A 22,795-nucleotide genomic window follows, 5' to 3' on the forward strand; every position below is an offset into this window, starting at 1 on the left:
TTTTTATGCAAAAATCGATCAGGAAAGGTGGGATATGATACGAAAAAAGGTATACTTCTTTATTTGCCCGGTCACAGTGAAAAGCCTGTATTTTCATCTTTTCCCATGATGAAACACCGCTTTATCCTGTAGTGTCGCGTTTTTTATTGTAAAACGACAGGAGTTGCCGGTTTCCACACCGATACCGATCGGCTGTCAGAACCGCCTGCTCCTCCTTTCAGTATGTTTTTTGACACGAAACTGAATAACACCGTTTTTTCGAAAGCCGTCATTACCCATGACCGGTTATTTTGACTTACCTGACCTTATTATCACTATGGCAGATCAGCATCAGGAAATGAGCACGAACACTCCATCCAAATCACAGACAGAAGCGCCCGAAAAAGAAGACATTCGTATGCTCGGGCGCATGCTCGGTGACACCATTCGCGAAAAAGAAGGTGAAGATACCTTCAATCTGGTTGAAAAAGTCCGCCGGACAGCCGTCAGTTTCAGGCGCGACCCCAATATCTGCTCGGCAGATACCTTGAACAACCTGTTGAAAAATCTGTCCCGGAATCAGGCCATTTCAGTGGTTCGCGCATTTTCCTATTTTTCGCATCTGGCCAATATCGCCGTTGACAAGCACGCCAATCTGGCCTATCGATCAGCCCTCATTTCCGGTGCGGCACCGGAAAAAGGCAGCCTGAATTACGCACTGGACCGGCTTGATGCGGCAGGCGTTCCCGGCGCAGCCATCAAAAAATCCCTGAACAAAACGTTCATTTCCCCTGTCCTGACCGCCCATCCGACCGAAGTCCAGCGTAAAAGCACGCTGGACAGCGAACGTGAAATCGCCCGTTTGCTGGCTGAACACGGTAGCAGCCTGACGCCAAAGGAAAGCAAACACAATACGGAAATGCTCCGCGCGCAAATTGCCGCCCTCTGGCAAACCCGTCTGTTGCGTTATACCCGTTTATCCGTTGCCGATGAAATCAATAATGCACTGTCCTACTACCGGACGACATTTTTGAGGGAATTGCCTGAACTGTATCATTCGATTCAGGAAGAAATCAGCGAGCGCTACCCGGAAAGTGCCGACGGTATTGCCGCTCCGGGATCAAAAAGCAAATACCTGCAAATGGGCAGCTGGATCGGGGGTGACCGCGACGGCAACCCGAACGTCAACGCCGACACGATGCTTCATGCACTTGAGCGGCAATCCCACCTGGTCATGGAATTCTATCTGGAAGAAATCCATAACCTCGGTGCAGAGCTTTCCATCTCATCGCTGTTGAATCATGTCAGTCCTGAATTGCAGGAACTGGCAAACACCTCATCGGACACATCCCTGCATCGTGTCGATGAGCCGTACCGCCGTGCCCTGATCGCCATTTATTCGCGTCTGGCGGCAACTGCCCGTGACTATGGCATGACCACCCTTCCCCGCAGCGAAGTCGGAACCGGCGAAGCCTATGCGACACCGGAAGAATTCGGCGCCGATCTCCAGATCATGATCGATTCCTTAAATCAGAATGCCGGGGAACTCCTTGTCAGAATCCGGCTTGGCTCTCTTAAAGCCGCAGTCGATATCTTCGGTTTCCATCTGGCAACGCTCGATATGCGCCAGAGTTCGGATATACACGAACGCATCCTGACGGAAATTTTTGCCACCGCACAGGTCGAACCGGATTACGCGAGCCTTTCAGAAGAGAAAAAAGTGGAATTGCTGATCCATGAACTCAGTCAGCCGCGTCTGCTTTATTCCCCGTTCGCACAGTATTCCGAAGAAACGACGTCTGAACTCAGAATCCTGCGTACTGCCCGTAATATAAGGGAACAGTATGGCAAGCGGGCCATTACGAACTACATTATTTCCCATACAGAAACGGTTTCGGACATTCTGGAAGTGTATCTGCTTCAAAAAGAATCCGGACTGCTCCGTCCGAAACGCAAAACCGGTTCCAATACCGTTTTAGACTGGAATGAAGCCGAAGCGGATCTCATGGCCATTCCCCTGTTTGAAATGATTCCAGACTTGCGTTCGGCAGCGGCCATCATGAAAGAAACCATGAGCATTCCTCTTGTCAGGGAGCTGATCAGAAAACAGGGCGATTTGCAGGAAGTCATGCTCGGTTATTCCGATTCGAACAAGGATGGGGGTTACACGACGTCGAACTGGGAATTGTACAAGGCGGAAAAACAACTGGTCGAACTGTTCAACCAGATGGGTGTGCGACTTCGCCTGTTCCACGGACGTGGGGGTACCGTCGGCCGCGGAGGTGGCCCGACTTATGAAGCCATTCTTGCACAACCGCACGGGACTGTTAATGGCCAGATCCGCCTGACCGAACAGGGTGAAATGATCGCATCCAAATTCGCGGACCCGGAAATCGGCAGCCGCAATCTGGAGCTGCTCGTTGCCGCTACACTGGAAGCCAGCCTGATGCCGGAAGACGAAAACAAGAAATATACCGACAAGATGCGCGACTTCGAGTCGGCTCTTGAAGAAATTTCGGCACTGGCCTACCAGGCTTATCGCCATCTGGTTTACGATACCCCGGGATTCACGGATTATTTCTTCCAGTCGACTCCGATTACGGAAATCGCCGAACTGAACATCGGTTCGCGTCCGGCATCGCGCAAGTCTTCGCGCCGTATTGAAGACCTGAGGGCGATTCCATGGAGTTTCTCATGGGGACAATGCCGTGTGCTGCTTCCGGGCTGGTATGGTTTTGGCTCCGCAATCACCCAGTGGCTGGATGAAGAAGACGCCAGCGTCAAAAACAAAAAAATTGCCCTTTTGCAATCGATGTACAGGGAATGGCCTTTCTTCGAATCCATGCTCTCGAATATGGACATGGTTCTGGCCAAGTCCGATCTGGCGATCGCTTATCGTTATTCCGAACTGGTGACGGACAGGAATTTGCGCGATACCGTCTTCTCGCATATTTGCGCAGAACATCAGCGGACCCTGAACAGTTTCGAAATCATCACAAACGAAAAAGAACGTCTGGTGAACAACCCTGCTCTGGCCCGGGCATTGAAAGACCGGCTGGCCTATATCGATCCGCTGAACCACTTGCAGGTCGAACTGATCAAGCGACACCGTAATCCGGGAAACAATCCGGAAAATCTGGATGCCCGCGCCACCCGTGGCATTCACCTCTCGATCAACGGTATTGCCGCCGGCATGCGCAATACAGGCTGATACCGTCGTCATGACCGACACTGTCACAAGCGGCTCCCCATCGTTTCAGAACGGTCGGGAGCCGGTTTATTTCGAGCGTGAGGGGGAATTTATTGCCACTGTCGTGCTGAACAACCCCGAACGCCTCAACGCCATTACGGCACAAATGTGGCAAAAGCTTCATCAATCCATTCTTGAATTGTCTGCTGACGATTCCCTGCGTTGCATTGTCATCAGGGGAACAGGCGGAAAGGCATTTTCATCCGGTTGCGATATTCACGAATTTACAAAAGTACGGTCGAATAAGGAACAGGCACGCGACTATGGGAAAGTAATGCACGACACGCTCATCGCGTTTCAAAACTGTCCCATTCCCCTCGTCGCTTCTATCGAAGGCATTTGTGTCGGCGCCGGTCTGGAAATCGCATCGACCTGTGATTTCCGGATTTGCAATGAATCGTCCCGTTTCGGTGCGCCGGTCAAAAATCTGGGTCTCGTCATGGCCTATCCGGAACTTGAACCATTGATTGCACTGGCCGGAAAAGACGTGCTTATGGAAATATTGCTGGAAGGCCGTATTTTCGATGCAAGGGAAGCGAAAGAAAGACGTCTCGTAACCCGTGTCGTACCTGACAGCGAGCTTGAAGAATCCGTCAACGACACGGTACGCCGAATTGTTTCGGGAGCGCCTCTTGCGGCACGCTGGCACAAAAAATTCATCCGGAAACTGTTTCGTTTTCCTCATGTGACTCACGATGAAAACGACGAATGTTTTGACTGTTTCGATACGGAAGATTTCCAGACAGGCTGTCTGGCTTTCCTGAAACAGAAACATCCGGACTTCAGGGGAAAATAAAAAAGGCGTGACACCATTCACGCCTTTTCATTATCTCAAATCCGTTTATCGGGCATCCTTGAGATGTCTGGACAGATAAATGCTTTGGCCGATTACGAAAAGGAACATCAGCCCCATCCCGCCGAACAGTTTGAAGCTGACCCATGTCGCCGTTTCATAACCACCCCAAAACGCCACATACAGGTTCAAAACGCCCATGAAGGCGAAAAAAACGATCCATGCCACATTCAGTTTTTTCCAGACCGGATCGGGCAGCTGGACCTTTTTTTCCATCATGCTTCGGATAAGGTTTTTCCTGAATGCCAAAGAGGCGATCAAAAGGGCCGCACCAAACAGCCAGTATAAAACCGTCGGCTTCCACTTGATGAATTCCTCACTTCCGAAATAAATCGTCGCGCCGCCAAAAACAGTGATGACAATCAGGGAAACCCAAAGGGTCGCCTCGATTTTCCGTCTTCTGGCAAGCAGGTAAACAATCTGTAAAACACTTGCGACAATCGCCAGCGCCGTTGCCAGCAGGATAGGCACTGACGATTCGGGAATGCTGTTTCCCGCAACGAACATGGACAGGTATTTATCCGCAATGGCTTGCGCTGTTGCGATATGGCTTTTTGCCCATGAAAAAGAACCGAAAAAAAGGATGACGGGAAACAGATCGAAAAGAAATTTCATTTTTTACTTATCACTTGTCAGAAGATTCTGCCTTCTTCGGTAGCGGGTCGAACCGCAAAGCGGCAGAATTAATACAATAACGCAGCCCCGTTGGGGGTGGGCCGTCGTCAAACACATGGCCCAGATGGGCATCACAAATGGCACAGATAATTTCGGTACGCACCATGCCCAGCGAGACATCGACCTTTTCCCTTACATTTTCAGGGTCGATCGGTGCAAAAAAACTTGGCCAGCCACAACCGGCGTCGAATTTCGTATCGGAAATGAACAGGGGCGTTCCACAATTGACGCACGTATAAACACCGGTCTCGTCATGGTTCCAGTACTCGCCGGTAAAGGGCGGTTCCGTCGCTGCCTGTCGGGTCACGGCATACGCCACAGGGGAAAGCTGCGCTCTCCATTCGGCATCCGTCTTTTGAACTCTGGGTTTGCTCATAATCGCTCCTTGCAGGATATTGAACTCTTTCAATGGAAATGACAGATTACTTGTTCAAAAAGTTTCAGCTATCAGATTTGTTAAATAAAAGTGAGTTCAGTCCTGACAAGAATACCCCATTTTAACGAATGAGTTCGAAGACCGCCATCGATTCGACATGGGAGGTATGCGGAAACATATTGATGACACCGGCCATATCGAGTTTGTAACCGCCCTCCGTAACGAGAATGCCGGCATCCCGTGCCAGCGTCGACGGATTGCACGAAACGTAAACGATCCGTTTCGGCTTGAACTGTGCATGTTTTTCATCCAGATTGGCAATGGCCTGGCAGACTGCCGCAGCGCCATCCCGGGGCGGATCGATCAGGATACGATCGAATTTTCCCAGTGCAACCCAGTTTTCTGCCGTCATCTCGAACAGATTGCTGCATGCAAATTTCGTTTTGTCTTCCAGACCGTTCAGTACAGCGTTTTCCTCTGCACGTTGGGTCAGGATGTCGCTTCCTTCGATACCGACAACTTCTTTTGCCTGTCTGGCTATCGGCAGGGAAAAATTGCCCAGCCCGCAAAACAGGTCGGCTATCCGTTCGTCTTCGCCAATATCCAGCAGGCGCAAGGCACGGGAAACCAGAACCTGATTGATGTGATGATTGACCTGCGTGAAATCGTTCGGCTTGAAAGGCATCTCGACGCTGAATTCAGGCAGGACATATTTCAGCGCATTTTTTTCAGGGTAAAAAAGGGCAATCGTATCGGGTCCTTTTGTCTGGAGCCACCATTGAACTTTATATTCATCGGCAAAACGTTTCAGTTTGCTTTCATCGTCTGCTGTCAAAGGCGCCATGATACGCAACAACAAGGCCGTAATCAGCTGATCACCATCGCTTCCGATCGCTACTTCAATCTGCGGAACCTCACGCATGATGGAGAGCGATTCGATCAACTGCCGCAGAGGCACCAGCATATCGGAAATATGGCGCGGCAGGACATGACACTCTTTCATGTCGACGACATAGCGTGATTGCCTTTCCCTGAAACCGACGAGAATGCCCCCCTTTTTTGGCACGTAATTGACGGACAGGCGCGCGCGGAAACGATATCCCCAGTAAGGTCCATAAATGGGGCGCAGCATTCGTTCCGGCCTGACACGGCCGATATGCCAGAGATTGTCTTCCAGTACACGCTGTTTCATCGCAACCTGCGCCGATGGCTCGACATGCTGCATGGAGCAACCGCCACATACACTGAAATGCGGACATTTGGGTTTGGCCCGAACCGGCGATTCCCTGAAAAGGGAAATCATTTTAGCCAGTTCCCATTTGCTTTTTTTCTTGACTGTTTCGAAATGCACCACTTCGCCAGGCAAGGCACCTTCAACAAAAACGACTTTTCCGGGTGTCCCGTCTTCATTGGACAAATGCCCCACTCCGCGCCCTTCGGCATCCAGGGATTTGATTTGAATAGTATTGATTGGCATAAACCTAGTTTGACAAACAAATAACGCACATTGAGACAATATGCGTTATTCGGGAATTAAATATGGCTGGAATTAATGTTCAGGCAGATATTTCATCGGATCGACCGGTTTGCCCTGATAGCGGATTTCGAAATGCAACTTGACCTTGTCGCTATCGGTATTGCCCATTTCGGCAATCTGCTGGCCCCGTTTCACCAGTTGTTTTTCCTTGACCAGAATCTTGTCATTATGGGCATACGCCGACAGGACTCCATCGCTATGCTTGATAATGACCAGATTGCCATAACCGTTCATGTTGCCTCTGTGCAAGACAGTGCCATCCGCAGCGGCAACCACTTTCTGTCCTTTTGTTCCGGAAATATCGATACCCCGGTTTTTTCCGGGTTGGTATGGAGTTATCACATTTCCTTGCGTCGGCCAGCTCCAGACAATGCCGGACACTTCTTTTGCACTCCCGTTTGCAGCAACGGCAGCAGGAGCAGCGCTGGATTGGGTCACAGTTTTCTTGCCGGATTCCTTTTTGGCTTCATCGATCGAACGGACCTGAACAGCAGAAGAAGAAGCAACAGCCGTCGTCGCAGCAGCCCCTTCAGGTGGCTGTACACGCAAGACCTGCCCGACTTCCAGCGCATTCACGTTGGCAAGATTGTTCCAGCCAGCCAGATCGTGAACGCTATGACCTGAACGTCGGGCGATTTGCGACAGGGTATCGCCGCGCTTGACGGTATAACGTATCGTATTCCTGTCAATTGGCTGATAGGGATTTGAAGTAGTGATACTTGAACGGTCACTGATCGGTGCCGTTTTCTGGGGGCTGCTGCAGGCAAACAGACCTGCACAACTGACTAGCAATAATGGATAAACAATCTTCTTCATTTACCTGTTCCAATATCTGTCGACTTCTGAAATTCCTCAAACCGTACCCTGTTGAAGCGGGACGAAATAACAATCATCTAGTATAACGCTTTCCCACTCACGTTCGGCTACTCTTTTTATCAATTGCAGCTTTTGTTTTTCATCTCCCACGGGAGCGATCAGACGTCCGCCTATGGCCAGTTGATCCAGCAGGGCATCCGGCACTTGCAAACCTGCCGCGGCAAGGATTATGCCATCAAACGGCGCAGCCTGCGGCAGTCCTTTCATGCCATCGCCATATTGCAAACGCAAATTGGCGATTCTCATGGGCCTGAGATTTCTCCGTGCCAGCTCATGCAATGCCTTGATTCTCTCGATAGAATAAACCTCTTCTCCCAGTTTGGCGAGGATTGCCGCCTGATAGCCACAACCGGTTCCGATTTCCAGAATCCTGTTCAAGGGTTGCGTTCCCATACCGGTACGGAGCGCTTCAATCATTTTGGCGACAGTCGAGGGTTTCGAGATGGTCTGGTGCGAACCTATCGGCAAGGCAATGTCGGCATACGCCTGTCCCCAAAGTCCCGATTCAAGGAACAGATGGCGCGGAATCTGTTGCATGGCCTGCAATACGACCTTATCCTTTATTCCGGATTGCGCCAGTCGCTCGACCATTGAACGGGCCGATCGTGTGATGTTCGATTCGTTCCAGCCAACCTGAAGCAACTGGGTCTGTTTTTTAACCGGATCTTTCAAACCCGAATGTGCCACCTTGTTTTGCATGGCTGTCTGGGTTGAAACGTAATTTTTCTTATCGGCTGGCGAGGGCCTTGTTTTGTCAAACGAAGATCGTCCCACCACGGAAGACAGTGGCAAAGGGAAGGTTTTCGTTTTCTTGTTCATGCGAGTATTTTCGTCAAATCAGTCAATATATCGGTATGCGTCCAATCCAGCTGAAGCGGGGTGACAGACACATGCCCCTGATTGATGGCATGAAAATCGGTTCCCTCACTTGCATCCCGAACCGGCCCTGTCGGCCCGATCCAGAAGATTTCCCGGTCGAACGGGTCTTTTTCCCGGATGACCGCTTCAGATTCATGTCGCCGTCCCAGGCGTGTCGCACAGATTTTTTTCAGTTCAGAATAAGGCCTGTTGGGAATGTTCACGTTCAGAAGAAACGGCTTCGGCAACTTTTCATATACCTTCACTACAATTTCCCGTGCCATTTCCGCAGCGCTGTCCAGCTCGGCCCATCCCTTCTCGACCTGTGAAAAAGCGATTGCCGGAATGTCGAAGAGATACCCTTCCATCGCACCGGCGACTGTCCCCGAATAAATGGTATCTTCACCGGCATTCTGGCCATGATTGATACCCGTGACGACCAGATCGGGACGCCAGGGCAACACACCGGTGATGGCAATATGAACACAGTCGGAAGGGGTACCCGTCGTATAGGTGAAACCGTTTCGGCCCTGATAGACGGAAATGGGACGTTCGAGAGTCAGGGAATTGGAAGCGCCCGAGCGATTGCTGTCTGGTGCGACGACAGCGATTTCCGCAATGGGTGAAAGGGCCTTTGCAAGCGCATTGATCCCGGGCGCCAGATAACCGTCATCGTTACTGATTAATATCCGCATCAAACCGCTCTTTCCTGATCGATTAATGAATGTTGAACATATAAAACCCGATATGTTCATCCTGCCAGGGAACTACGATTATTCTTTTTTCGGCAGAGTCAGCAATTGCAAAATATCATTTAATTCGGAACGAATGGCTTCGACGTCCACCGATGGAGGCGCCATGAAACTTTCTTCGGGAAGAACCTCGACAGGTGCCGTTCTGCCTTCACGTTCATTCAACTTGTTACGTGCGCCACTGATCGTAAAACCCTGATCGTAAAGCAGCTCCCTTATCCGTCTTATCAGCAACACTTCATGATGCTGGTAATAACGTCTGTTACCCCTGCGTTTAACCGGTTTTAACTGGGTAAATTCCTGCTCCCAGTATCGAAGCACATGAGGTTTGACTCCACACAGCTCACTCACCTCGCCAATCGTAAAGTAACGTTTGGCAGGTATGGGAGGCAATGCAACCGTTTCAGGCTTGTGGACTCGTTCGTTCATGGAAAATGTAATTACTTGTCAAATTTTTCCGCTGATTCAACCATCGATTTCAGCTTCTGGCTGGCATGAAAAGTCACTACGCGCCTCGCTGTAATCGGAATTTCTTCACCGGTCCTCGGATTTCTCCCGGGACGCTGCGGCTTGTCGCGCAACTGGAAATTGCCGAAACCGGATAATTTAACAGCCTCGCCCCGTTCCAGAGCACCGCAAATTTCTTCAAAGAAGGTTTCGACCATTTCCTTGGCTTCGCGTTTGTTCAAACCGACTTGTTCATATAATAATTCAGTCAGTTCCGCTTTTGTTAAAGTCGAAGTGTTTTTGTCGGAATCGGGCATCGTTTTTTTATCTAAATAATCCAGTCCCATGTTTTCAGCGCCATGCGAATCGGTGGGGTATTTCATTCTTGTTCAAACCTGTAAGCTATTCGACTCAGGCACGCAATCTGGCGCCCAGGTCTTTTTCAACAGCGGAAACGAGCGCATTGACGGCAGTTTCCACGACTTCATCCTGCAGCGTTCCATTGATATCTTGCAAGGTAATCCTGAATGCAAGACTTTTTTCATTGGCATCCAAACCTTTTCCACGATAATCATCAAACAAAACAATGGCTTGCATGATGTTACACAGGGGGTTATTATCTTTTTCCTTGTAGAATCTGTCAATGATTTCTTGCACCGGCATTGATGAATCGACTACCAGCGCGATATCGCGTATGACCGGCTGGAACCGGGAAATCTCCGTATAGACCGGCACATCGACCGTTTGCAAGGCGGAGATGTCCACTTCGAACAGTACCGGAGCATGCGGCAAATCGTACTTGTGCTGCCACGACGGATGCAATTCGCCAAGAATGCCCACTTTTTGCCCATCCACTTCGAGAGCGGCACATCTTCCCGGGTGGAATGCAGGATGGCTTGCCTTGGAAAAGCGTACCTCTTTCGGCGCAAACATGGCTTCCAGATCGGCTTTCACGTCAAAGAAATCGACCTGTCTGTCTTCCTGTCCCCACTGTTCTTCATCGACCAGACCATAAGCGATAGCGGCAAGCCGCTTGGGTTGTTCATAACCAGCCACGGAGAGCGGGCCGTTTTCCACTTTATCGTTGCGCAGGAACACACCGCCGATTTCGAAAAGGCGGATTCTGGAAAATTTCCGGTTGAGATTGAAACGGACATTGGCGACCAGATTGCCGATCATCGTCGAACGCATGACGCTCATCTGGCTGGCAATCGGGTTCAACAGACGAATCGGATTGTCATTGGCGGCAAAATCTTTTTCCCATTCTTCTTCAACAAAACTGTAATTGACCACTTCCTGATAATCGAGATCGGCCATTTGCTGGCGGATCGAAAAAAGCGACCGCATATTTTCCGGTTTGATACGCATGACATTGGATGCGACCGGCGGCAGAGCTGGAATGTTTTCAAAACCGTAAACGCGGGCGATTTCCTCAATCAGGTCTTCCTCGATTTCAATGTCGAAACGATACGATGGAGGCGTAACGGTGAAGTCTTCGCCGTTCTGGACAAAAGACAGACCCAAACGCGTGAAAATGTCGGCGATCTGCTCTGTTGAGAGAGGAATGCCAATGACTTTTTCCGCTTTCTCGCGACGCAAGACAACCGGATCGCGTTTCGGCAAACTGAGGATCTGGTCATCGACAGGCCCGACGGTCGTTTCACCTTCGACACCGCAGATTTCCAGTACCAGCGCTGTAATCCGTTCAAGAGCCGTGACAGTCGCATTGAAATCGACGCCGCGTTCGAAACGGTGTGACGCGTCGGTCGAGAAATTGTACCGTCTGGCGCGACCACGGATGGCATCAGGCCACCAGAAAGCCACTTCAATGTAAATATTTCTGGTATCGGAGGAAACGGATGTTCTGTCGCCCCCCATGATGCCGCCCAGGAATTCAACGGCCGTGTTGTCCGCAATGATACCGACCCACTCGTCCACTTCGACGGTCATGTCATTCAACAACTTGACCTTTTCACCTTTTTTTCCCCAGCGAATGGTCAATCCCCCGTCAATCTTGTCGAGATCGTAAATGTGGTTCGGCTGGCCGCCTTCGAGCATGACATAGTTGGAAATGTCGACGATGGCCGAAATGGAGCGCTGTCCACTGCGTTCCAGACGCTGCTTCATCCATTCGGGAGTCGGCGCATTCGCGTTGATCCCCTTGATCACCCTGCCGGAAAAACGACCGCACAAATCCGGCGCCTCAACCTTGACCGGCAATTTGTCGTTTGACGTGACTTTGGCCGGCTCGGAAACGGGCCGGTTCAATTTGGCGCCCGTCAGCGCGGAAATTTCACGTGCCACGCCAAGCAAAGACAGGCAATCGGCCTTGTTCGGCGTCAGCTTGATGTCGAAAATGGAATCTTCCAGCTGGAGATAATCACGCAAATCCATTCCCAATGGCGCATTTTCAGGCAAGTCCATAATGCCGGAATGGTCTTCGGACAACTGGAGTTCACGCAACGAACACAACATACCGTTTGACTCAACACCGCGCAATTTTCCTTTTTTGATCGTAAAGGCCTTGCCTTCTTCTTCGGTGGGCAGTTCCGCACCAATCAGGGCGCAGCCCGTCATCATGCCGGGACGGACATTCGGAGCACCACAGACAATGTTCAGGATCGTTCCGGTACCGGCATCGACCTGACAGACAGAGAGACGATCCGCATTGGGATGCTTTGCAACTTCCAGCACTTTTGCAACGACGATTTTCGAGAAAGGACGTGCGGCAGGTGTGATACCTTCGACTTCAAGACCTGACATGGTCATCAGATGAGACAATTCATCCGTCGTCAAATCCGGGTTAACCAGTGTCCGGAGCCAGTTTTCAGAAAATTGCATAATCAGCTTTCAATCACAAAAAACGGTAACAGTTATTTTTTCAACAGCACATGCTTAATTGAATTGTTTCAAAAAGCGCAAATCGCCTTCGTAAAACAGTCTCAGGTCGTTAATGCCATAACGCAGCATGGTCAGGCGTTCGAGACCGGAACCGAAAGCGAATCCGATGTACTCGTTCGGATCGATACCCATATTCCGCAAAACATTCGGATGGACCTGTCCTGAACCGGACACTTCCAGCCATCTGCCTTTTAAGGGGCCACTGCCGAATGCGATATCGATTTCGGCAGACGGTTCGGTAAACGGGAAATACGACGGGCGGAAACGTACCTGAAGATTGTCGGTTTCAAAGAAGGCGCGGACAAAATTCAGATACACGCCTTTCAGGTCGGCAAAACTGATGTTCTTGTCGATCCACAGGCCTTCGACCTGATGGAACATCGGGGAATGGGTCGCATCGCTATCGACGCGATACGTGCGTCCCGGTGCAATAACCTTGACAGGCAATTCGTGGGAACGGGCATAACGCACCTGCATCGGACTGGTATGCGTGCGCAGCAATAAAGGCTTGCCTTCGGTATCGTTGCCTTCAATATAAAACGTATCCTGCATGGAACGCGCCGGATGGTTTTCCGGGCTGTTCAATGCCGTGAAATTGGTCCAGTCCGTTTCGATTTCCGGGCCGTCGGCCACGTCAAAACCGATCGAACCGAAAATCCGTTCGATTCTTTCCCATGTTCTCATAACGGGATGAATGCCGCCCTTGCCTCTTCCTCTTCCCGGAAGGGTCACGTCAATGGCTTCGGCATTCAAACGTACCTGCATTTTTTCGTTGGCAAGTTCTTCACGACGGGCATTTAACGACCCTTCAATCTGGCCCTTGGCATTATTAATGACCGCGCCCTGCGCCTTGCGCAGTTCAGGCGCCATCTTGCCAAGCGTCTTCATTTGTTCGGTAATCAATCCGGTTTTGCCGAGATATCTGGCTTTGGCATTTTCAAGCGCAACCGCATCCGGTGCGTCTTTAAAATCTTGTTTTGCCAGAAGAACCAACTGTTCTAACGAGTCCATGCTGTACGTTCCTGTCAGACAACAGAAAATTAAAAGTAAAAATAAAAAAGCGGGGCAAGTTCAGGCCTTGCCCCGCTTTTATCTATGCAAGCTGCAACACGATCAGGCCGCGATAGCAGCCTTAACCTGATTGACGATAGCAGCGAAAGCAGGTTTGTCTGCTACAGCCATATCGGCCAGAACCTTGCGGTCCAGTTCGATGGAGGCTTTTTTCAGGCCATTCATGAATACGCTGTAAGACATACCCAGTTCACGGGTAGCAGCGTTGATACGGGTAATCCACAGAGCGCGGAATACGCGTTTTTTGTTACGACGGTCACGATAGGCATATTGACCTGCCTTCATGACGGCTTCTTTGGCTACACGAAAAACCGAGCTGCGACGGCCACGAAAGCCTTTTGCTTCAGCAAGAATTTTTTTATGACGGGCCCGTGCGGTGACCCCACGTTTTACTCTGGACATGTTCTTTCCTTGTTATTCGTGTTAATGGATCAGGCGCTAGGCATCATGCGCAATACGGACGATACATCGCTCGCATTGACATTAGTCGCACCACGCAACTGGCGTTTGGCTTTAGTGGTTTTCTTGGTCAGGATGTGGCGTTTGAAAGCCTGTCCACATTTGACGGTTCCACCTGGACGAACGCGAAAACGTTTTTTCGCGCTGCTTTTGGTTTTCATTTTTGGCATGTTTACTCCTGTCTTTTCAGACAGTTCCTCTTTTTAATATGATCACAGGTGGCAACACTCGCTGCACTTGAATGCCTGTTCTCACTTGTTTTACAACGGCAAATGCCGCTGCGCTCTATCCGCCGTTTGAAAAACGACGAAAAAGATTCTATTTCTTTTTCTTCGGCGCCAGAACCATTACCATCTGGCGACCTTCCATTTTAGGAAACTGCTCTACCTGTCCGACGTCATCCAGATCCTGTTTCAGACGTTCGAGCATACGGAATCCGATATCCTGATGAGCCATTTCACGTCCACGGAAACGCAGGGTGACCTTGCATTTGTCACCATCTTCGAGGAACTTTATCAAATTGCGTAATTTGATATTATAGTCCCCTTCGTCCGTTCCGGGGCGGAATTTGATTTCCTTGACCGAAACAACCTTCTGTTTCAGCTTCGCTTCATGGGCTTTTTTCTGTTCGGCATATTTGAATTTGCCGTAATCCATGAGACGACAGACGGGCGGATGTGCATTGGGCGCGATCTCGACCAGATCGACGTCCGCTTCTTCCGCCAGCTTGAAAGCTTCCTGAAGGCTGACAATACCAATCGGCTCATTGTCAACGCCGACAAGGCGTACTTCCTGAGCCGAAATCTCCCCGTTCAGGCGATGTGACTTATCAGTAGCTATCTTGATTCCCCGCTTAAAAAAGTTATACCGTTTGCTTTCTGAACTTATTGTTTCGACTGGATTTCGTTTTCCATACGAGCCATCAGTTCTTCAACCGTCATGACGCCCAGATCGACGCCTCCACGTGCACGAACGGCAACTGTGTTTGCATTTTTTTCCTTATCGCCGACAACGATCAAATAAGGAACCTTGTTTACAGAATGATCGCGTATTTTATAGGTAATTTTTTCGTTTCGCAAATCCACTTCAGCCCTGAAACCTGCTTTTTTCATCGTTTGAACAACACTTTGCGCATATTCGGCCTGTGAGTCCGAGATATTCAAAACGGTTGCGTGAACAGGTGCCAGCCACAAAGGCATCGCTCCGGCATGGTTTTCGATCAGAATACCGATAAAGCGTTCCAGCGAACCCAAAATGGCGCGATGGATCATGACGGGAATCTTGCGGGTGTTGTCTTCGGCGACATACTCGGCACCCAGTCTCATCGGCATGGAAAAATCAACCTGGATCGTACCGCACTGCCACATCCGTCCAATGGCGTCTTTCAGGGTGTATTCGATTTTTGGACCATAGAAGGCACCATCGCCCGGCGACAGTTCATATGAACAGCCGGAACGTTCCAGCGACTGGATCAATGCGTTTTCAGCCTTGTCCCACGCTTCGTCGGAACCTACCCGTTTTTCCGGCCGGGTTGCGATCTTGTAAATGATGTCTGTAAAGCCGAAGTCCTGATAAACTTTTTTCAACAAATCGGTGAAAGCGACGCATTCGTCCAGAATCTGGTCTTCGGTACAGAAGATATGCCCATCATCTTGAGTGAATCCGCGAACGCGCATCATGCCATGCAACGAGCCGGATGGCTCGTTACGATGGCATTGGCCGAATTCGCCATAACGCAACGGCAATTCACGATAGGAGTGCAGATTGGAACGATAAATCTGGACATGTCCCGGACAGTTCATCGGTTTTAACGCATAAATGCGGTTTTCCGATTCGGTCGTGAACATATTTTCCTTATAGTTGTCCCAATGGCCGGATTTTTCCCACAGGGAACGATCCAGAATCTGCGGCCCCTTGACTTCCTGATAGCCATTTTCCTGATAGACGCGACGCATGTACTGTTCGACCTGTTGCCAGATCGTCCAGCCTTTTGCATGCCAGAAAATCAGGCCCGGCGCTTCATCCTGGAAATGGAACAGGTCCAGCGAACGCCCCAGACGGCGATGATCGCGTTTCTCAGCCTCTTCAAGCATATGAAGATAGGCGTCCTGATCTTCTTTTTTGGCCCATGCCGTTCCGTAAATGCGCTGCAGCATTTCATTATCCGAATTGCCGCGCCAGTATGCACCTGCCAGACGCATCAACTTGAAAACCTTCAGCTTGCCATTGGCCGGTACGTGAGGGCCACGGCACAAGTCGGTAAAGCCACCACTGGTATAAAGGGAGACATCTTCATTCTGCGGAATGGATTCGATGATTTCGGCCTTATAGTCTTCACCGATCGACTTGAAATAGGCGACCGCTTCGTCACGAGGCAACACTTTCCGGGTCACTTCCTCATTTTTGCGAGCCAGCTCGGTCATTTTCTTTTCAATGGCCTGCAAATCTTCCGGCGTGAATGGACGTTTGTAGGAAAAATCGTAATAAAAGCCATTGTCGATCACAGGCCCGATCGTTACCTGTGCATCCGGGAATAATTGCTTGACTGCATAAGCCAGCAAGTGAGCGGTTGAATGTCGCAGAATATCGACGCCTTCAGGATCCCGATCCGTCACGATAGACAGCTCGACATCGTTATCGATCATATAGGAAGTATCAACCAGTTTGCCGTTTACTTTTCCTGCGATAGCCGCTTTGGCAAGACCGCTGCCGATAGAGGCCGCTACCTGTGAAACGGTTACCGGTTCATTGAATTCGCGTGCAGAACCGTCGGGAAGCCGAACTGAAATCATGTTGTCTCCAAAAACCAGCACAAAAAGACGGCGCTAACCGTCATATAAAATTAAAACGCAACAAAAAAACGCGGGCCGGCCGCGCTTTTCAGACATTCACTGGCATAAAAAACCGGCACAAGCGGAAGAAAAATGAAATTTTTGCCATTGAATAATCATCATTTGAGTAACTTTAGCACAGAACGAATTTCACACAAAGCCATGTTAAAGCCAACCGAAACCCGGGCGGATGAGCCAATATTCACATAAAAGGGATTTCATGAGCTGAAAAACCGACAAAATAAAAAAACCGCTTCAAAAAAGAAGGGGTTTGATTGATAATGCCAGAAGAAAATCCCTTTTTGGGATATGAATGATTCCAGAAAAATCCCGTCAAACAAAAAGGGGAAAAACCGGAACCAGACAGACGGGGATTAACCCGAAAAGATGTTGGTAGGCACGATTGGACTCGAACCAACGACCCCTACCATGTCAAGGTAGTGCTCTAACCAGCTGAGCTACGCGCCTAAAGATTGAAATTATAGCAGGACAAAATAAATTTTGGCAATACCTGTCATTCTTATGATCATCGCGTTGCGTCAGGACAACATTGAAGAATCTTAGTAAACTATCAACATTAATTGCACTTTCTGTTTACGCGAGCGTTGTAAAAAGAGAAAAAGTTTCATTCAATTAATAAATTTGATGCATTTGTATCTCATAAAGAGTTTAATAAACTGAACCCGGCTTTTCATGATTTCCCCAAATGTACATGTAATAATAATTAAACAAGATCCGATTCACGGTGAGGCACCTTTATGAAATTCAAACTTCTTTCCCTTGCAATCAGCAGTGCATTTCTGACGTTGTCCGGATTGGCAAATGCCCAGACGACGTTAACTGCCGCTGTCGATTACACGCTGCGCAACAACCCCGATGTGGCAATAGAGGCAAGGCAGAGACGCTCGGTCGATGAGGCGCTTTTGGGTGCTTATAGCGGATATATGCCAAAAGTTGATCTCGGCTGGGGTATCGGCAAGGAAAAGGCCAAAAACAGCAACACAGCCTATCAGTGGAGCGACAGCCTGACACGTCGTGAGAAATCGGTCACCCTGTCACAAATGCTTTTCGACAGTTTTGCAACGGCAAACGAAGTCGCCAGAAACCGGGCGCGCATGCAGTCCTCGGCTTATAAAGTATCCGGCACGGCCGAGCAAATCGCGTTGAAAGTGGTGGAATCCTATCTGGATGTCCTGCGTTTGCGTGAAAATGTCCGCCTGACCCAGGAAAACCTGCAGAACCACCAGAAAACCTACGACCAGATTTCCCTGCGTGCCACCAGCGGTATCGGTCGCCAGTCCGACGTCGATCAGGCAGAAGCCCGTCTGGCCCTGGCCAAATCGAATCTGGTTTCCGCCGAAGCCAACTTGCGCGATGCGGAAATCAATTACCAGCGTTTTACCGGCAAGCATCCTGACGAGCTGATCCAGCCGGATGGCCCGACAGACGAAATCATGCCGAAAAATCTGGAAGACGCACTTGTAAAAGCACGCGAGAACAATCCACTCCTGAAACAGTCCAAAGCCGATATCGAGGCTGCAAACGCCCAATATAATGCGGCAAAATCAGCATTCGGCCCACGTTTCGACTTGCAGGCCGGCATGAATTACACGGACGATTCCGGCGGGGTTGAAGGCCCGAACGATTCTAAATATGCCATGATCCGCATGAACTGGAATATTTTGCGCGGTGGAGCGGATTATGCACGCCTCGGTGAAACAAAACAGCTTTCATATCAGGCAATGGAAATCATGAAACGTACGATGATGCAGCTCGACCAAAGCACGAGCCTGTCGTGGAACACCTTCGTTTCCGCCCATGAACGCCTGCCAAGCCTCTTGCAACATGCCGAATCAAGCCTGGCTACCCGGGATGCTTACACCAAGCAGTTCAGTATCGGCCAGCGTACTCTGGTCGATTTGCTCGATACCGAAAACGAATATTACACATCGACTGTCGAATACGTTAACGGGCAGTACATGGAATTGTTTGCACGCTATCGCCTGATGGCCGACATGGGCACATTGCTCGCCTCCTTAAACGTCAAACCACTGGTTGAAAGCGATCCAGCCAGACGGGTCGAACACAGCAATCCATGGACTCGCAGCGACTACAAGAAAGAGGAAAAGAAACAGGCTGCCCTCATGCAGGAAGAACCGGCACAACCTGAACTTGAAGCTGATCCGGTAATAAAACCTGAAACGGCAAAACCGGTTGAAGAGAAATCTTCGCTGGATAAAGAACCCGTTCTGAAACCACAGCCTGACTTGACGGCAAATCCCGACAAAAAATAGTTTCCATCCTTTTGACAATACCCGGCACGGTCCCGATCGCTGCCGGGTATATTTATGTTTGAAAAAGAGATTTATGCAATAATCCGGTAATCCTTATCCGAAATTGTCATATGCTTTTTTCGCCATCAAAATACAAGCAGACATCCCAATTTTTCGGACGCTTATTATTTGTTATCTTATTAACAATAATATTGCCGTTGCTGCCTCATGCAGCGGACGTACTCCCCCCCTTGACCGACGCCTACATTAACAGTGCCGCCACCAAATATGGCATCAGTGCAAAAAGGCGACTTCAGGAATGGGACAAACTCATCAAACAAAACCAGAGTAAATCCGAGCCGGAAAAACTTCGTCTGGTAAACGACTTTTTCAACCGGATTCGATATGTTTCCGACCTCGAACATTGGGGCGTCGAAGATTTCTGGGCCACGCCAGCAGAATTACTGGCTTCAAACGGAGGCGATTGTGAAGACTATGCGATTGCAAAATATTTCACGCTTGTGGCAATGCATGTCGATCCCAACAAGCTCAAGATCACTTACGTGAAGGCTCGAGTCAATAACAAAATGATTGCGCATATGGTTCTGACATATTACACACAGCCGAACGCCGTCCCACTGGTTCTGGACAGTCTGAACAAACAGATCCGTCCTGCCACGCAGCGTCCTGACCTGACTCCGGTTTATGCATTCAATGGTGACGGTCTGTGGATTGTAAAGTCGCGTACTGAAAACAGGGTAGGCGGATCGGGAAAAATCCGTTTCTGGAACGAAATGAAAAGCAGGATGGGAAAAGAATTCTAGTACATATTCGACACTGAAAAGACAAATGAAATCAATGAAAAACAGTCATCCGAAGCAAGTTATTTATCAATTAATTGTTTTTTATTGCTAAAATGTTATTAAACTGGAGACGACCGTTATGACATTACGGCGACAATTAACTCTTATCATTGCAACGCTTTTCGTGTTGCTCTTTATCGGGACATTTTCTATCAATGTCCACAATACGCGCGCCTATCTGAACGACCAGCTCAATAGCATCTCGCAGGACATGGCAACCTCACTGGGTCTGACCCTCTCACCTTACATGGCTGACGACGATATGGTTGTCGTTGAAAGCCACGTCAATGCCCTGTATGACAGCGGCTACTATCGGGAAATCGTCATTACCGACATCGACGGCAAACCTTTGATTGAACGTATCAGTACACGTCCAGTCGAAAAAGTGCCTGCATGGTTCGTCAGGATGTTTCCGCTGGATACACCTCAGGGCGAAAGCCTGATCATGAGTGGCTGGAACCAGGCCGGTGCCGTTCGCGTCAGTGCGCATCCGGAATTCGCTTACATTCGCCTTTGGTCAACGTGCGTTCAGTCGTTTTATCTGTTTCTGATCGGCTTTGCCATCCTTTTCGGGCTGGTGCTTGTCGTCCTCCACTACATTCTTCGTCCACTGAAGGCTGTCCAGAAACAGGCGGAAGCCATATCGAACAAAGAGTACCTTATCCAGACACAAATGCCATGGACGCTGGAACTTCGGGACGTCGTTTCCGCCATGAACATGATGTCGGGAAAAATCAGGGATATCTTCAGTGAGCAGGAAGCATCGCTTGAACGCATCCGCAATGCCGCTTACACCGATTCGACGACTGGTCTGGCCAATCGCACTTATTTCAATATGAGATTGCGCCATATGATCGAATCCGGAACGGATTTTGAACATGGCGTACTGATGTTCATTGAAATCAGCCATTTGATCGAATTGAACAAACAATCCGGACATCTTGCAGGAGATACCCTCTTGAAAGGAGTCAGCCAGCTTATCAAGGACCGGATCAGCACTTTCCCTGCCAATGAAATCCTGCTCTCACGTCTTTCCGGCGCCACTTTTGCCGTCGCCATTTCCGGAATTCCGGAAAAACAGGCGGAAGAATTCGCCAACTCGCTGGCATCGGATCTCTCCGGGCTGCATGAAAAAGGGTTGACGCCATTTACGGATGTCGGCCACATCGGTCTGGCATTCCACACCAGCCAGAATTTGCCTGAACTCCTCTCGGAAGCCGACATGGCTTTGCGTGCTGCGCAAATCAAGGGACCTAACGCCGTCCATTATCACCGCAACAATATTGCAGGTGATTTCGACAGCCTGACAGCAACACAATGGATTTCCCTGCTGAACAAGGTCATCGACGAAAAAAGATTTACCCTGTTATTGCAATCCGTCATGATGGCTGAAGACCCGGCAGTCATAAGGCAACAGGAAGTGCTGTTGCGCATTGCCAATGATGAGAACAAACTGATCCCGGCCAGTATTTTCATTCCGATGATTCATCACCACGGCCTGACCAGGGCACTCGATAAAATGATTGTCACCGCTGTGCTTGAACAGCTGGCAAAACAGGAAAATCTGGCAGGAAACGTTTCCGTCAACCTGATGCCGGCATCCATACAGGACCCTGAATTCGTGACCTGGCTCTCATCGACCCTTCTATCCCGGCCAAAACTGGCAAACCGCCTGTTGTTTGAACTGGATGATTACGGGATTTCCCAGAACCTGTACGCCGCTTTGAACCTGCAACAGGCTATCGCTTCAACAGGTGCCGGAATCGGCATCGATCATTTCGGCAGAAACATTACGGCCCTGAGTTCGCTGGGGGCCCTGAAACCGGCCTATCTGAAAATCGACGGCAGTTTCATCCGGAATATCGACACCAACCGGGACAACCAGCAATTTGTCGAGCTGCTGGTCACCATGGCACATGCCCAGGACATTCTCGTTATTGCCGAATCCATTGAAAATGACAATGAAATGGAAATGGTACGAAAACTCCGCGTCGATGGGTTACAAGGCTATGCCCTGCACCGTCCTGAAGTATGGATCAGCAATATTCCCGAGTCATTGAAATAAACCGGAAAAAACGGCACCGATGTCTTCAATCCATAAACATCTTTTCGAAAACTGATGTTTATGGCTCTATACAATTTCCTGAAATTTCTTTTGATATTTCCGGTGCTTATGCGAATATTTTCATTCCATTACCCTTTTTCAGGATGTTTATAAATCTGTTTTTTCGTATAAACATGTTGCCTATTTACTAATAGCGACATTGCTCTGGGACAAATATCTTTTTTTGACATAAAATAAAACCGGTATTTCCTCACTGAAACACAAGGCTGTGATTAATAGGTAAAAACAGGCAGGACCCGGCCTTACTCAGGCAGTGTTCTTGTTCAACAAAATCAACCCCGGATTAACCTTGACGGGATACGACCATGCCCTACATACAGCGAAATGAAAAAGGTGAAATCATCGCCCTGACAGCGGATTCCACTGGACAAGACGACCAGCCGGTCGGACTGGACAACCCTGAAATCCTGCAATTTCTCGCAGGAAACGACAATCCTGCAAAAGGCGATCACTATTTCGAAATGCTGGCCCAGGATCTTCAACAGATTCGTATTCTGGAAGATTTGATCGACTTGCTGACGTCGAAAGGCATCATCATGTTTTCAGAATTGCCGGTAGCCGCGCAGCAAAAAATCCTTAACAAGAAAAGCATTCGCGAAAGTCTTGATCATGCCGGTGACATTCTCGTGCGTGACGAAGCCCCTCTTCTTTAATCAATTTTTATTATCC

20 protein-coding genes and 1 tRNA gene are annotated in these 22,795 nt (G+C 49.4%); 6 read left to right on the plus strand and 15 right to left on the minus strand.

What is annotated here, in order from left to right:
* Positions 1–337: 337 nt before the first annotated feature.
* Both ppc and BRW83_RS10740 read left to right on the plus strand, forming a co-directional pair.
* Complete coding sequence (gene ppc / locus BRW83_RS10735; RefSeq protein ID WP_231284451.1) at positions 338–3,190, plus strand: phosphoenolpyruvate carboxylase; 2,853 nt, start codon at positions 338–340, stop codon at positions 3,188–3,190.
* A 10-nt stretch (positions 3,191–3,200) separates the two neighbouring features.
* The gene (locus BRW83_RS10740) at positions 3,201–4,025 is read left to right on the plus strand and encodes an enoyl-CoA hydratase/isomerase family protein (protein ID WP_005879441.1); all 825 of its coding nucleotides are present in this window, start codon (positions 3,201–3,203) and stop codon (positions 4,023–4,025) included.
* A gap of 45 nt (positions 4,026–4,070) precedes the next feature.
* On the opposite strand, the gene BRW83_RS10745 is transcribed toward BRW83_RS10740, so the two are convergent.
* From BRW83_RS10745 to BRW83_RS10815, 15 genes are all read right to left on the minus strand, one after another.
* Positions 4,071–4,697: a septation protein A gene (locus BRW83_RS10745; protein ID WP_005879440.1), complete on the minus strand. Its 627-nt coding sequence runs from the start codon at positions 4,695–4,697 to the stop codon at positions 4,071–4,073.
* A gap of 10 nt (positions 4,698–4,707) precedes the next feature.
* A complete protein-coding gene (gene msrB, locus BRW83_RS10750) occupies positions 4,708–5,133 on the minus strand; it encodes a peptide-methionine (R)-S-oxide reductase MsrB (protein WP_005879439.1) in 426 nt (141 codons plus the stop codon).
* 121 nt (positions 5,134–5,254) lie between these two features.
* A complete protein-coding gene (rlmD, locus tag BRW83_RS10755) occupies positions 5,255–6,610 on the minus strand; it encodes a 23S rRNA (uracil(1939)-C(5))-methyltransferase RlmD (RefSeq protein WP_036602474.1) in 1,356 nt (451 codons plus the stop codon).
* 72 nt (positions 6,611–6,682) lie between these two features.
* Positions 6,683–7,486, minus strand: coding sequence for a peptidoglycan DD-metalloendopeptidase family protein (locus BRW83_RS10760; protein ID WP_005879437.1), 804 nt, complete (start codon positions 7,484–7,486; stop codon positions 6,683–6,685).
* A 36-nt stretch (positions 7,487–7,522) separates the two neighbouring features.
* A complete protein-coding gene (locus tag BRW83_RS10765; RefSeq protein WP_005879436.1) occupies positions 7,523–8,365 on the minus strand; it encodes a protein-L-isoaspartate(D-aspartate) O-methyltransferase in 843 nt (280 codons plus the stop codon).
* Positions 8,362–9,099 (minus strand): 5'/3'-nucleotidase SurE, encoded by a 738-nt coding sequence (gene surE / locus BRW83_RS10770; RefSeq protein WP_005879435.1) that lies wholly within the window; start codon positions 9,097–9,099, stop codon positions 8,362–8,364. The genes BRW83_RS10765 and surE overlap by 4 nt, the downstream gene beginning before the upstream one ends.
* A 78-nt stretch (positions 9,100–9,177) precedes the next feature.
* Complete coding sequence (locus BRW83_RS10775; RefSeq protein ID WP_005879434.1) at positions 9,178–9,585, minus strand: MerR family transcriptional regulator; 408 nt, start codon at positions 9,583–9,585, stop codon at positions 9,178–9,180.
* Between the two features lie 11 nt (positions 9,586–9,596).
* A complete protein-coding gene (locus BRW83_RS10780) occupies positions 9,597–9,950 on the minus strand; it encodes an integration host factor subunit alpha (RefSeq protein ID WP_081442211.1) in 354 nt (117 codons plus the stop codon).
* Between the two features lie 64 nt (positions 9,951–10,014).
* Positions 10,015–12,444 carry a phenylalanine--tRNA ligase subunit beta gene (gene pheT, locus BRW83_RS10785; protein ID WP_005879430.1) on the minus strand — a complete coding sequence of 810 codons (2,430 nt, stop codon included), beginning with the start codon at positions 12,442–12,444 and terminating at the stop codon, positions 10,015–10,017.
* Positions 12,445–12,498: 54 nt separating this feature from the next.
* Positions 12,499–13,515: a phenylalanine--tRNA ligase subunit alpha gene (gene pheS / locus BRW83_RS10790; protein ID WP_005879429.1), complete on the minus strand. Its 1,017-nt coding sequence runs from the start codon at positions 13,513–13,515 to the stop codon at positions 12,499–12,501.
* A gap of 102 nt (positions 13,516–13,617) precedes the next feature.
* Complete coding sequence (rplT, locus tag BRW83_RS10795; protein WP_005879428.1) at positions 13,618–13,977, minus strand: 50S ribosomal protein L20; 360 nt, start codon at positions 13,975–13,977, stop codon at positions 13,618–13,620.
* 29 nt (positions 13,978–14,006) lie between these two features.
* Positions 14,007–14,204, minus strand: a complete 198-nt coding sequence (gene rpmI, locus BRW83_RS10800; protein ID WP_036602470.1) for a 50S ribosomal protein L35 — start codon at positions 14,202–14,204, stop codon at positions 14,007–14,009.
* Positions 14,205–14,352: 148 nt separating this feature from the next.
* Entirely contained in the window at positions 14,353–14,922 is a 570-nt protein-coding gene (gene infC, locus BRW83_RS10805; RefSeq protein ID WP_391561036.1) for a translation initiation factor IF-3, read from the minus strand.
* Complete coding sequence (gene thrS / locus BRW83_RS10810) at positions 14,919–16,826, minus strand: threonine--tRNA ligase (RefSeq protein ID WP_005879425.1); 1,908 nt, start codon at positions 16,824–16,826, stop codon at positions 14,919–14,921. The genes infC and thrS overlap by 4 nt, the downstream gene beginning before the upstream one ends.
* A 430-nt stretch (positions 16,827–17,256) precedes the next feature.
* Positions 17,257–17,333, minus strand: a tRNA-Val gene (locus BRW83_RS10815).
* Positions 17,334–17,623: 290 nt separating this feature from the next.
* On the opposite strand from BRW83_RS10815, the gene BRW83_RS10820 reads away from it, so the two are divergent.
* The 4 genes from BRW83_RS10820 to BRW83_RS10835 all read left to right on the plus strand — a co-directional run bounded on the left by BRW83_RS10820 (position 17,624) and on the right by BRW83_RS10835 (position 22,779).
* Positions 17,624–19,159, plus strand: a complete 1,536-nt coding sequence (locus BRW83_RS10820; protein WP_005879424.1) for a TolC family outer membrane protein — start codon at positions 17,624–17,626, stop codon at positions 19,157–19,159.
* Positions 19,160–19,389: 230 nt separating this feature from the next.
* A complete protein-coding gene (locus tag BRW83_RS10825) occupies positions 19,390–19,962 on the plus strand; it encodes a transglutaminase-like cysteine peptidase (protein WP_232451489.1) in 573 nt (190 codons plus the stop codon).
* A gap of 118 nt (positions 19,963–20,080) precedes the next feature.
* Positions 20,081–22,066: a bifunctional diguanylate cyclase/phosphodiesterase gene (locus BRW83_RS10830; protein WP_005879422.1), complete on the plus strand. Its 1,986-nt coding sequence runs from the start codon at positions 20,081–20,083 to the stop codon at positions 22,064–22,066.
* 365 nt (positions 22,067–22,431) lie between these two features.
* Entirely contained in the window at positions 22,432–22,779 is a 348-nt protein-coding gene (locus BRW83_RS10835; RefSeq protein ID WP_005879421.1) for a hypothetical protein, read from the plus strand.
* Positions 22,780–22,795: the final 16 nt, after the last annotated feature.

The sequence above is a fragment of the Oxalobacter formigenes genome (assembly GCF_002127965.1).
GTDB lineage: Bacteria > Pseudomonadota > Gammaproteobacteria > Burkholderiales > Burkholderiaceae_D > Oxalobacter > Oxalobacter formigenes.